The following is an 11,480-nucleotide window of genomic DNA, read 5'->3' as shown; positions in this document are numbered from 1 at the left end:
CGGTGATATATAAGGAAGGTATATATTCACGGAGGCTAAAATGAATGACACACAGACGCTTACGCTCACAAATGACTATCTGTTTAAACTCTTGCTCGGCTCGGAAGAAAATAAAGTCTGCTTGCAAGACTTTCTTGAATGCGTACTGGATATGCCCAGTGGTATGATTGCAGACCTTGAATTGCTGGACAAGGAACTTACCAAAGATGAGATAACCGATAAGACCGGTATTCTCGATGTTAAGCTTCGATTAAAAGACAGCACGACCATAGACATTGAAATTTCGTTTACCGATAGACGTCCATGTCTATCGGTAAACACGAGTTTTGCCATTCGGCAAAACGTCGCTGCTGCTTGAAACCAGCGGCATCCGTGCCGCTTCTGAAACGGAGTTGCGTAAAAAGCATACCTGCTCAGCTTTTATTTTAGAATAAGCTTTGGAACAAAGGCGGGTTCTTAGGGTAGAACCCTAAGCCGTAGTTTTTCTTTTGGGGGTTATAGGGGGTATTTTCTTTTTATCGGAAAAAAAGAAAATACCCCCTAACTTTTTCTATTGGTCTAAAATGTATATCGATGGTTTTAAAGAGGGTGAACCGTATACCAGTCTGGATAAGAGCATTACTATTAACCTCATTTCACAAGGATTTAACCAAAGTAGTGAGATGCATTCTGCCTACAGTTTATTGGAACAAAAAACATATAAGCCGCTCACCGATTTAATGGAGATACATTTTCTCAGCCTATCGGCAGCACGAAAGTTCGAGATACAGAAAGACCCTATCGAAAAACGGCAAAAACTGATAAACTGGTTACGGTTTACTGGAATTCACCCTTTTGAAAATAGACGATGCAGGTGCTAGAAGCCAGCCGAAATAAAGCGGAGACGTATTGGGTATACGTCGAGCATTTATTTCGGCGTAGCGACAACGCAGATGCGCCGTATATTTTCAAAAGATGATAAGGAGGTAAGAACTATGTTAGCAGCCACATCACCCGTATTGCAAATGCTGAACGAGAAAGTAGACGTTCTCAGTTTGACCCCCGAAGAACGGAAGCTTTATGAATCGCGGATGAAGCTGAAAAGCGACATAGCAACTATCTCAGAGGTTCAATTCAAGTCAGGTCTTGAAGTCGGCTTTGCAGAAGGTGAAGTTAAAGGTCGTTCAGAAGGTTCACACCAAGCAAAGCTTGAAACGGCAAAAACAATGCTTACTATGGGCTATCCGCTTGTGGATATTTGTAAAATTTCCGGCCTAACCACAGACGAGGTCGAATCAATTTGTAATGGGTAATGTGCAATTCATAATTACCAATTATCCATTCCCCCTGTGTTTCGTTATAGCGACGAGGAGCTTGATAATTTCTTGGCAGTCTTGGTAGATTGCAGAAAACTCTTCTTCACCGATATATCCGCTTTCGTGTAAAAGCTCCAGCCAATATTCCGTTTCGCTTGCCTCTTTGAGCGAGATATAGAGCTTTGCATAAAAGTCTGCTTTGCTTTGTCCTTGCTGGGCTTCTTTAATGTTTGCCCCGATGCTCGTTCCGCTTTTTAAAAGCTGTTTTGGCATAACAAACTCACGGTTCGTATCACAGAGCTTTTTGTGCAAGGCGATGACCTTCAACGCAAACGCCTTTGATTTATCAACAATCACATTATCAGTTTTCATTTTATCAATTTGTAATGTGTAATCAATTTTTAATTGGTAATGTGTAATTTGTAATTACCAATTATTTAATCGCTTCTACTTCCGCTTTGCTCAGACCGGTCATCTTTTCGATAAAGGGGATTTCACAATTCGCTTGTTTCATCAACCGTGCTGTTTCAAGCGCTTTTTTGTACGAACCGTCGGCAAAGCCTTGCTGTATCCCAATTCTTAGACTTTCTTCTCTCTGTACTGCGATATCCGTGTCATAATCATATTCAGCTATTAGCAATATTTATTACCTCCTCTCTTTTGAAAATATATGGCGCATCTACTGCGTCGTACGCCGAAAATAAATGCTCAACGTATTAAAGATACGCCTCCGCTTTATTTTCGCCTAACTCCTTGTATCTGCATCATCTATTTTCAAAAGTGCTGGCGCGTATAAATTGTCGTCTGGTTATCAGTTTTTGCCCTTTATTGGTAGAGTTTTTTCCGTATCAGAAGCGGCATGGATGCCGCTGGTTCCACGCAGGAACAAGTTTGCCCTGCAAACTTGCAGCTCAAGAATGTACACGGATGTACATTCTTGAACGAGGGTGTTCAGCAAGAACGATAATCTTATTGTCTACAAGGCAAGAAACATCGTTGATGATGTTCATATACATAATGTTATCAAGCCGTATGTTTTCTACAGGACAGGAAAGTTGAAGGTTTGTACCATGCAGGGCATTATACAGTGATAAAAAGTTCTCTTTAGCCTTTTCATCTTCACTGAATAGGTCAACAAATACCGAGTCCTTATATTTTCTATTTGCCGTAGTCATAGCGGATACCTCTTACTGACTGCATTATAGCATAGATTATAGGATTTAAAAATGGATTGTTCTATTCTTTCTGTATAAAATTCTTTGCGCCTTTGCGATGTTTTTTAGGGAAGAAAGGAAGACGCTTCATAATTTGTAATGTGTAATTTTCTTAAATTACCAATTATCCATTACCAATTAATTAATCGCTTCCACTTCTTCTTTACTGAGACCGGTCATCGATACACTGTTGAGCGGTGATCGATTTCGATGACGGTGATAACCAATTTATCATCATGGATACGGCACAAAATGCGGTAATCGCCCACGCGGTAGCGCCATAGACCAGCAAGGTTTGAACTAAGCGCTTTTCCGCGGGAGCGCGGATTACCGAGCGCGGCAATTTCGCTCATATACCTTTTAATGCGGTTTTGTATTGGCTTATCAAGACTTGAAAACTGTTTACCTGCTTTCGGAGCGTATTCAATTTTCATTTTAATTATAGTCCAAGCTCTTTGTACAGAACTTCAGCAGGGATTGCAGGTTCCCCGCTTTTTTCAAAGTCAAACCACGCCTTTTCGGCGAGTGCAGCATCTTCAGCATCTTCTTGCAATTCGGCAAGGTAGCGGCTTAGGGCATTTTCCAAAACCGTATCTTTGGTTGCTCCGCTCATTTGCGCAGCCTGCTCCAATTCCCGATATGCTTTATGTGTCATAGTCATTGTAGGCATAGTAAGTCTCCTCGTCTTTTATTATACCATAGGTCATCTCTAAAAACTCGGTTAGCTTTTAGAGATGACCGACGAGTTTAAACTTAAGCCTTTATACAATAATGACTTAAGTTTAAACGTCGCAAATTAAATCTAAGGAAAACCTCTAAAAACTGAGGTTTTTAGAGGTTCCCCATAGTTCCCTTGAAATCTTAATTAAAAATTATCCCTCCCCCCTTCCTGCCGTAGAGAACCGCCTCGGATGACAGAAAAGTGTTAAGAAATCGATGTTTTGGCAGGCGTAAGCCTGCCAAAACTCGTGTTGAAAACTGTACTTAGGAAGTATATGCAAAGTCCACAATGCGCACGGGTATGTTTTTTTCAACAACCAGCTTACATGCCTGCTCTTTTAAATCTTTCGTATAATTCTTGTAAACACGTCCCATATATTCTCCATTTTACCTGTCTACTTTTATTATACAAGTTTCCATAATTACCCATTACCCATTATCCATTACCAATTATCCATTACCAATTATCCATTACCAATTATCCATTAAATCTCAACCCCGGGCCAGCTTCCATTCCATTTATACATCTTCCACTTCTTGTTATTTTTAGCATTATTAAAGGCTGCGGCTAAATCCGGCGGAGTGCTAAAATCTGTGTGATTGCCCTCGGTAACGCCGGATTCTTCGGTGTAAAGAATACACTCCCCCTTATCACTATCCTGCCGCACCGGCAAATCGTCAAAGAGTTTGGTAAAGGCTTGTGCGGTGAGTTGATTGTTTTCGCAGCGTAGCTCTTTCAAAGCGGTACAGCCCTGCACATCAAGAGCGGTAAGCTTATTGCTGTCGCACCACAGCCTTTGCAAATTGCTTAAGCCCTGCGCGTTAAGTGCGGTAAGCTGATTGCGTCCGCACCACAGCCCTTGTAAAGTGGTTAAGCCCTGCACGTTAAGCGCGGTGAGCTGATTGCTGCAGCACCGCAGGCTTTGCAAAGCGGTTAAGCCCTGCACGTTAAGTTCGGTGAGCTGATTGTTGTAGCAGTCCAGCGTTTGCAAGGCGGTACAGCCCTGCGCATTAAGTGCGGTAATCTGATTGCTTCCGCACCACAGCCCTTGTAAAGTGGTTAAGCCCTGCACGTTAAGTGCGGTGAGCTGATTTTCGTCGCAGTACAGCCCTTGCAAAGCAATTAGGCCCTGCACATTAAGTTCGGTAAGCTGATTGCTGCCGCAGGCCAGCGTTTGCAAGGCGGTACAGCCCTGCGCATTAAGTGCGGTAATCTGATTGCTTCCGCACCACAGTCTTTGCAAAGCGGTTAAGCCCTGCACGTTAAGAGCGGTAAGCTGATTGCCTCTGCACTCCAGCTCGATGATGTTGCCTTTGAGGATAACCTTTCTGCCTTTTGCGCTCAGCACGGTTTCGGCGCCGCTTGTAAGCTCCGTTTCTTCACAGCCTTCCACCGTAATGGGGGCACTGTCGGCGGTTGTTACCTTAACTTTGATATCGAGCTTGTCGGGGCTTAAGATGAGCGATGCGCCGCCTTCGACAAAGGGGGCATCAAAGCTCACTTTAACGTCAACCGCTTTTGTAACGGTATGGATATATGAATTTTCCGTATTGTCTGTAACAACGGTACCATCTACTTTCCACTCTTTTACCACATAAGGCGCGGCAGGTTCCGCCGTAAAAGTTACCTTTTTACCCTGTTCGACGGTTATGGGGCTTACATCCGTTTCCGCTATGCCGTCCGCCTTTACTTTAAGCGTGCCGTGCCCGCCTTCTACGCTGAAAGTTACCGTGTGTTTGGGAACCGCAGAACTTTCACCCTTTTCCTCTTCAACCAGCATCTTCTTTAAAAACGGGTTTTTACAAGCGGAAACCAATACTAAAAGTACCGCCAAAACTAAAACAATCTTTTTCATATTCTAAATCCTCCGCTTACTCCGGCAGCCCAGATTACCGGATAGCCGCCTCTTATATACGGTTCGATAAAAAAGTTTTTTACTGCAAAGCGGTAACCGAATGTTCCTTCTCCCAAGCCGAATACAAAGGGTTTTGCGCTCTTTCCGTTCCAGCCTAAGGAAACGCCTCCTTCCACCTGAACAAAAAAGCCTGAATCGCAGGTTTTAAACTTTGCAAAATCATAAAAATTCCAGCGGAACAAAACAGCCGTATCAAGAAGACTGTATCTTTTAAATCCCGTCGAATACAAGAGCTTTACACCGGCTGAAAACCTGCCGGCCTTTACCCAATCAGGCAATACAATGAGCCCGTAAAGCCCTGCGCCCAAGGCAGAGCCTTTCGGTACATTCATATTCCCTTCCGCCGAAAGACCCAAAGACCAATGAAGACGGTCTTTTTCTCTCTTAGGTTCGTCCTCAACCTCTTGAGCAAAAAGAACGGAAGCTCCCAAAAATACCAGCGCACAGAGCGCTGCCTTTACACAATTTTTCTTCATACTTCAATGCTCCCGATAAGTAATTCATAATTCCCAATTATTTAATCGCTTCTACTTCCGCTTTGCTCAGACCGGTCATCTTTTCGATAAATGGGATTTCACAATTCGCTTGTTTCATCAACCGTGCTGTTTCAAGCGCTTTTTGGCGAGAACCTTGAGATAGTCCTTGAGATAGTCCTTGAGATATCCCTTTGGCAAAGGCTATTTTGCCTGCTTCTTCTCTCTGTACTGCGATATCCGTGTCATAATCATATTCAGCTATTAACATATTGATCACCTCCCGTGACTTTCGCTGTAAGTATTCTTTTAAGATTCCTTTTTCTATACATATTTTTACCGCATTGGTAAAGCCGTTTTCAGGGTCGAGTTGCGTTTGGATGCGCACCTCTTCAATAAACAAACTGTATTCATCTAAGGTTTTGCAACGGCTCAATACTTCTGCTCCCTTGCTTTTGTTTATGTTATATACCTTTACCTCAAGGTCTAACGGCATCTGCTCAGGTTTGGTAATAAAGGCATCTGATAGTTTTAGTGTTATCATTTCAGGGTAATCTTCCCGCCCATTGTAAAAGACGTAGAACTCCGGCGTAGGTATTTTTGATAGCTTTCTTAAATACCTGTCTGCCGGTGCTTGTAACTTTTCATACAATCTTGCTATATATTGCAAAAAGCGTAATGGCATATTCTCGTTTATGGTAGATTGATGTTCAGCAAGAACGATAATCTTATTGTCTACAAGGCAAGAAACATCGTTGATGATGTTCATATACATAATGTTATCAAGCCGTATGTTTTCTACAGGACAGGAAAGTTGAAGGTTTGTACCATGCAGGGCATTATACAGTGATAAAAAGTTCTCTTTTGCCTTTTCATCTTCACTGAATAGGTCAACAAATACCGAATCTTTATATTTTCTATTTGCCGTAGTCATAGCGGATACCTCTTACTGACTGCATTATAGCATAGATTATAGGATTTAAAAATGGATTGTTCTATTCTTTCTGTATAAAATTCTTTGCGCCTTTGCGATGTTTTTTAGGGAAGAAAGGGAGACGCTTCATAATTTGTAATGTGTAATCAATTCGTAATTGGTAATGTGTAATTGGTAATAATTTATTATATCCGCTAAAGCGGAGGGTATTAAGCTCTCCGCACGAACAAAGTCATACCCGATAGAGTAACCATGGTTCTTTTTAAGCAACTAAGGTTCTTTTTGAGTTAAAAACATTTTTTTATAGAAGATTTTTGCTATTATACCTTAATTTCTTTTGTATCCATTTCTATCTATAATAATAGGGAGCCATTCTATGCGTAAAGCTTTTATCGTTTTAACCGGAATATTGTTTACTCTTTTGTTTGCAACGTGTAAGCAGTTTACCACAGACATAGACGATTACCTCGGCTATTGGTCTTCCGAGGCCTTTATACGAAGCTCGACCATAGACAAGAAAACATACAATGATGCAAACGGTATGGCAAGTGTCGCTTCTGCGGATAAGGTTACCGTTACGCTGAAAATACAGAACCCCAAGTCCTTTCGGTTTGTTATGCCGTCCTCGTCCGAAACAAGAAAGATTGTCGAGTTCGCTCATTTTACCGGGACAGAACCCGCAGCCGGTACCGATTATGAACTGATACAGCCTTCGGCGGATACCTTGCAGCTTGTATATAACAAATCTTTTGAAAAGGCCGAATGGGGAGAAAAATATCTCGTCTACCATCACCCTGTATGCCGATGACGGCAGAGAGTTTAAACAAACCTTTACCATTCCCCTTAAAGCGAATACCCCGCCTCCGAAGCCGGGCTATGCCGTTGCAAAAACGACGGGGACGCCCGCTTATTACGTGCTGTGCATCACGGTACCGGATATGGATAAGACAGCAGGGGAGGGCTTTGCATAAAGACCTTGACCGTATTGAGATTAACGGAACACCCTATACGTTTCGGTTAATGAAGCGCAAACCGCGTTTACCAAGCCGGAAGATCCGGTCTTTATTACACATTCCGATGTAGAAAAGCTGAGCAACCAGCCTAACGATGCTATTCCCACCGATAGCAGCTGGGTGCTGTACTATCAAACCAATGTTAAGGTTGAACTCGGCGCCGCAAAAGAAGACTATACGATTAAACTTATAGACAAAAAAGGCTTAGCTTCTGACATAGTGAACGCAAGTACAAAGCCGAATAAACCGGAAACGGAAATTGTCCGCATCACGAAGGGAGAAAAGATTCCTGGAAGCGGAAGCGGAAGCAGCGACACTGATCCGATCATTATCGGTACCGATGGTGATAAAGCAGAAATACGTATAGCTTCCGCAACGGCAAATACGACGGTACACTGTACGCGTACTGATACCGGCACATCTATTCCATACGACGGCAATCCCGTTACCGTACCGCTTCCGTTAAACGGCGGCAATGAAAAGCAGTACAAGCTGGAGTATTACACGGACGGCACAGGCTTTGCTGCAACGCCGGTAAAAACGATTTATTATAAGGTTGTGAAGGCCCACACGGTAACCTACCGCGTAGAAATCGTAGACGAAGTAGCGGGAGGAAAGATTAAAGCCGATTCAGGTAGCTTTGTAGAAAGTGGCAGCACATCAGTTGAATACGGCGGAAGTGTAGGCTTTACCGCGGATCCCACCAATATAGACTGGAAAGTTGCAGAATGGAAAAAGGACGATGTCGTAGTAAACGGGACAAGTACAACCTACAGTCTTTCCAACGTAACCGCAGATACAACCGTAACGGTGAAGTTTTACCAGTCGACCTTAAAGAATCCGACGGCAAAATGGCGTGACCTTGCGCGTGCAGTTAAAAGCGCACCCGATAACGCTACCCTTACCATAGACGGCGAAATAAAGGCAACAAATGCCGAGGGAGATAATGGCGTAATTAATACCTACAAAAGACTTACCATAAAAGGCAACAACTCTTCCGCTGCTTTGAATGCAGACAGCAAGTCGGGTATCCTTGATGCGCATAACACACTCACCCTTCAAAACATAACGCTTAAAAACGGTAAATGGCTCTCCAACCACTCAGGCGGCGCCGGCGTATACGTAAATTCGGGTGGTACACTCATTATGAAAGGCTCAAGCATTATCGAAAACTGCTCGGCGGATAATTCCGGCGGCGGCGTTTACGTAAGCGGCGGAACCTTTGAAATGCACGACACAAGCAAGATCACCGGCTGCTCGGCGAATAAAGAAGGCGGCGGTGTTTATGTACAACAGGGCGGAACCTTTAAAATGCACAACTCGAGCGCTATCATCAGCTGCTCGGCGAATAAGGGCGGCGCAATCTTTGTGAACGGTGCAACCGTCAACATAACGAACTGCACCCTCAAGGGTAACGAGGCTGTTAGTGACGGCGGTGCAATTTATGCACAAAAAGAAGGCAGCACTGCTTCCACCGTAACAATCAGCGGCGGTACTATCGGCGGCACAGGTACGGACGAGAAAAACAAGGTAACCGGCAAATGGCACTTTGGCGGCGGTATCTTTGTAGATAATGACTGTACCTTAACGCTTGACAGTGTACGGATTATCGGCAACGAGGCATGGAGAGCCGGCGGTGTGCGCGCAAACCGATCAACTGTTAAAATGACCAACTGTACTATTAAAAACAACAAGACAACAGGCGACGATGACTCAGGCGGCGGCGGCGTATATACCTTTATGGGAAGGCTCACCATGACAGGCTGTACCATTACGGGCAACAAGGCAGATACAAACGGCGGCGGCTTAAATGTTGAGGGCACAACTACCAACATCACAAACTGCACCTTTACGGGGAACACCGCAAAGAACGGCGGCGGTATCTATACGAAAAAGATTGAAAGCACCCCACCCACCGTAACAATCTCAGGCGGCACAATCGGCGGCACGGATACGGATAAGGCAAACAAAGCAACCGGAACCGGCTCCGATGGCAACGGCGGCGGCATTTATGTCGGTGAAGACTGCAAGGTAACACTGCAAAATAACGGCTCCACCGGCTGCACAATTACGGGCAACACAGCGCAGCGCGGCGGCGGAGTGTACAATGAAGGTACGCTCATTATGAAAGGCTCCGCAGTCGTTACGCCCGCTACCGGATCAGAGGCGAATAGTAAGGGTAAAAACGACGTGTATTTGAAGAGCGGACAGGCGATAACCGTTGACGGAACTTTGTCAAACAATCCCGCAGCGCGCATTACGCCGGAAAGCTACACTGAAGAACGGCAAGTGCTTAACGGCAGCGAAGTCGGATCTGAATACTATAAGTTTGAGGTAACGCCGGAAAGCAGCACGGCCGAATGGGTAATAAAAAGCGACGGATGTTTGAAAAAAGCCAAAGACGTCGTAAGCAGCTCATCGGCGACCCCATGGAAGGATCTTAAAACGGCCATTACCAGCGCTCATGACGGCGATATTATCGTTATAAACGGCGAAATCAAAGCCACAGACGCTCCTGACAACTATGGCGGAATAACCATCAACAAAAGCATCACGATAAAGGGCAAAAACAAGGATACTGCCATTCTTAATGCAAACAAAAACGAAAATGGCAAATTCCCACACTATATCTTTTTCGTGAACGGGGGTAAAACGGTCACTCTCCAAAACCTGACGCTCACAGGTGGTATTAACGGCAAGGGCGGTGCAATTCACATAGGTGCATCGACTCACGGCAGCACAGTCAAGATGATAAACTGTATTATTAAAGACAACGCGGCAACTGGCGACGGTGGCGGCGGCGTATATATAGGCTCAAATGGAACCTTTACGATGGACGGCGAAAGCAGCAGCATAACCCGTAACTTCGTTAATGGTACTGGTACAGGTTTTGCTGTATACATTGACGATGAGGGAACTTTTAACTGGATAAAGGGTTCCATTAGCAATAATGGAGGCAGTGATAAAGCTGTGCATAAGGAGCCGGATGGAGAATTTAACAATCCTGAAAATTATACGGCATACTAAGGGGGAATACTCCTTGGTGGCTGAGCGGAGGTAATGAGCAGCGGAGTGTTCACTATGAAAGGCTCCGCAACCGTTACCCCGTCAACCGGAGGAGACGCAAACGAGCCCGGCAAAAACGACGTGTATTTGCCAAGCCCCCATGGCAAGATAACCATTGTCGGCGAGTTGACTCCCGTAGGCGGCACGGCGGCGCGCATCACGCCGGACCGGTATGAGACGACACAACAAGTGCTTGACGGCGATATAGAAACCGGCTCAAACTACACCAAGTTTAAGGTAACGCCGAACGGCACCGAGCAGTGGGGAATAGACCGCGACGGCTTTTTGAAGCAGCAGTAAAGGATGGGGGGAACTTTATGCGTGCTGCGAATCCTGTAAAACGCAGGCGGCGCAGAGAAACACGCACAAAGTTTTAGGTGAGGAGGCAGTCGGTATAAACACCGGAAGCCGCCTTACTTTTTTAGGTGGAATTATCATCATAGACGGGGAAATTAAGGCGACCGGCGGAGACGTTTTCCGGGTTTTAAGGGGAAAAATGGTTGACAACGGCACATCCTGTTCCGTTGTCAACTTGAGGGGGTGTCGGAAAACTTTAGTTTTTGGACAGCTTCCTTAGATTTAACTGCGATGTTTAAAATTAAGTCATTGCTGCACAAAGACTTAATTTTAAACTCGTCGGGGATGTCGAGAAAGTAACCAACTTTTGAGACATCCCCATCGATTACTTAACACTTTTCCGTCATCCGTGGCGGATTCCTACGGCAGGAAGGGGGGAGGGATAATTTTTAATTAAGATTTCAAGGGGGCTATGTTATAATAAAAGACGAGGAGGCTTATTATGCCTACAATGACTATGACACATAAAGCATATCGGGAATTGGAGCAGGC

Annotated in this window: 13 protein-coding genes and 2 pseudogenes; 7 read left to right on the top strand and 8 right to left on the bottom strand. The window is 44.6% G+C overall.

The features are described 5' to 3' along the window. Positions 1-40: 40 nt before the first annotated feature. From ABH09_RS08110 to ABH09_RS08100, 3 genes and pseudogenes are all read left to right on the top strand, one after another. Positions 41-283, top strand: a pseudogene (locus tag ABH09_RS08110) (PD-(D/E)XK nuclease family transposase); the annotation flags it as partial. Between the two features lie 205 nt (positions 284-488). Further along, positions 489-860: a PD-(D/E)XK nuclease family transposase gene (locus tag ABH09_RS08105; protein WP_371922105.1), complete on the top strand. Its 372-nt coding sequence runs from the start codon at positions 489-491 to the stop codon at positions 858-860. A gap of 114 nt (positions 861-974) precedes the next feature. Continuing rightward, a complete protein-coding gene (locus ABH09_RS08100; RefSeq protein WP_253714014.1) occupies positions 975-1,292 on the top strand; it encodes a hypothetical protein in 318 nt (105 codons plus the stop codon). 21 nt (positions 1,293-1,313) lie between these two features. Here the strand turns inward: ABH09_RS08100 and ABH09_RS08095 are convergent, their stop codons facing one another. The 8 genes and pseudogenes from ABH09_RS08095 to ABH09_RS08060 form a co-directional block, all read right to left on the bottom strand. Next, on the bottom strand, positions 1,314-1,667 hold the full coding sequence (locus tag ABH09_RS08095; RefSeq protein WP_253714013.1) for a four helix bundle protein: 354 nt from the start codon (positions 1,665-1,667) through the stop codon (positions 1,314-1,316). A 61-nt stretch (positions 1,668-1,728) separates the two neighbouring features. Next, positions 1,729-1,935 (bottom strand): hypothetical protein, encoded by a 207-nt coding sequence (locus ABH09_RS08090; RefSeq protein ID WP_371922104.1) that lies wholly within the window; start codon positions 1,933-1,935, stop codon positions 1,729-1,731. 307 nt (positions 1,936-2,242) lie between these two features. After that, positions 2,243-2,470 (bottom strand): annotated as a pseudogene (locus ABH09_RS08085) (hypothetical protein); the annotation flags it as partial. Positions 2,471-2,685: 215 nt separating this feature from the next. Then, the gene (locus ABH09_RS08080) at positions 2,686-2,943 is read right to left on the bottom strand and encodes a type II toxin-antitoxin system RelE family toxin (protein ID WP_006188751.1); all 258 of its coding nucleotides are present in this window, start codon (positions 2,941-2,943) and stop codon (positions 2,686-2,688) included. A gap of 5 nt (positions 2,944-2,948) precedes the next feature. Continuing rightward, a complete protein-coding gene (locus ABH09_RS08075; RefSeq protein WP_162663440.1) occupies positions 2,949-3,179 on the bottom strand; it encodes a hypothetical protein in 231 nt (76 codons plus the stop codon). Positions 3,180-3,714: 535 nt separating this feature from the next. Further along, complete coding sequence (locus ABH09_RS08070; protein WP_253714012.1) at positions 3,715-5,085, bottom strand: leucine-rich repeat domain-containing protein; 1,371 nt, start codon at positions 5,083-5,085, stop codon at positions 3,715-3,717. Continuing rightward, positions 5,082-5,621 (bottom strand): hypothetical protein, encoded by a 540-nt coding sequence (locus ABH09_RS08065; RefSeq protein ID WP_253714011.1) that lies wholly within the window; start codon positions 5,619-5,621, stop codon positions 5,082-5,084. Before ABH09_RS08065 ends, ABH09_RS08070 begins: the two co-directional genes overlap by 4 nt. Before the next feature lie 37 nt (positions 5,622-5,658). Then, positions 5,659-6,552, bottom strand: coding sequence for an Rpn family recombination-promoting nuclease/putative transposase (locus tag ABH09_RS08060; protein ID WP_253714010.1), 894 nt, complete (start codon positions 6,550-6,552; stop codon positions 5,659-5,661). A gap of 376 nt (positions 6,553-6,928) precedes the next feature. Here ABH09_RS08060 and ABH09_RS08055 point away from each other — a divergent pair, with 376 nt between their 5' ends. From ABH09_RS08055 to ABH09_RS08040, 4 genes are all read left to right on the top strand, one after another. After that, a complete protein-coding gene (locus tag ABH09_RS08055; RefSeq protein ID WP_253714009.1) occupies positions 6,929-7,360 on the top strand; it encodes a hypothetical protein in 432 nt (143 codons plus the stop codon). After that, complete coding sequence (locus ABH09_RS08050) at positions 7,302-7,523, top strand: hypothetical protein (protein ID WP_253714008.1); 222 nt, start codon at positions 7,302-7,304, stop codon at positions 7,521-7,523. Before ABH09_RS08055 ends, ABH09_RS08050 begins: the two co-directional genes overlap by 59 nt. A gap of 162 nt (positions 7,524-7,685) precedes the next feature. Continuing rightward, the gene (locus ABH09_RS08045) at positions 7,686-10,592 is read left to right on the top strand and encodes a right-handed parallel beta-helix repeat-containing protein (protein ID WP_253714007.1); all 2,907 of its coding nucleotides are present in this window, start codon (positions 7,686-7,688) and stop codon (positions 10,590-10,592) included. 54 nt (positions 10,593-10,646) lie between these two features. Further along, positions 10,647-10,931 (top strand): hypothetical protein, encoded by a 285-nt coding sequence (locus ABH09_RS08040; RefSeq protein WP_253714006.1) that lies wholly within the window; start codon positions 10,647-10,649, stop codon positions 10,929-10,931. The last annotated feature ends 549 nt before the right edge of the window (positions 10,932-11,480 follow it).

Source organism: Treponema sp. OMZ 803, assembly GCF_024181165.1.
In the GTDB taxonomy this organism is placed as follows: Bacteria; Spirochaetota; Spirochaetia; order Treponematales; family Treponemataceae; genus Treponema.
This window is presented reverse-complemented; position numbering and strand designations above follow the sequence as displayed.

Coding starts and splice junctions, on each gene's coding strand:
- ABH09_RS08100 (WP_253714014.1), top strand. CDS start 975: ATGTTAGCAGCCACATCACCCGTATTGCAAATGCTGAACGAGAAAGTA.
- ABH09_RS08075 (WP_162663440.1), bottom strand. CDS start 3,179: ATGCCTACAATGACTATGACACATAAAGCATATCGGGAATTGGAGCAG.
- ABH09_RS08040 (WP_253714006.1), top strand. CDS start 10,647: ATGAAAGGCTCCGCAACCGTTACCCCGTCAACCGGAGGAGACGCAAAC.
- ABH09_RS08080 (WP_006188751.1), bottom strand. CDS start 2,943: ATGAAAATTGAATACGCTCCGAAAGCAGGTAAACAGTTTTCAAGTCTT.
- ABH09_RS08095 (WP_253714013.1), bottom strand. CDS start 1,667: ATGAAAACTGATAATGTGATTGTTGATAAATCAAAGGCGTTTGCGTTG.
- ABH09_RS08055 (WP_253714009.1), top strand. CDS start 6,929: ATGCGTAAAGCTTTTATCGTTTTAACCGGAATATTGTTTACTCTTTTG.
- ABH09_RS08060 (WP_253714010.1), bottom strand. CDS start 6,552: ATGACTACGGCAAATAGAAAATATAAAGATTCGGTATTTGTTGACCTA.
- ABH09_RS08070 (WP_253714012.1), bottom strand. CDS start 5,085: ATGAAAAAGATTGTTTTAGTTTTGGCGGTACTTTTAGTATTGGTTTCC.
- ABH09_RS08065 (WP_253714011.1), bottom strand. CDS start 5,621: ATGAAGAAAAATTGTGTAAAGGCAGCGCTCTGTGCGCTGGTATTTTTG.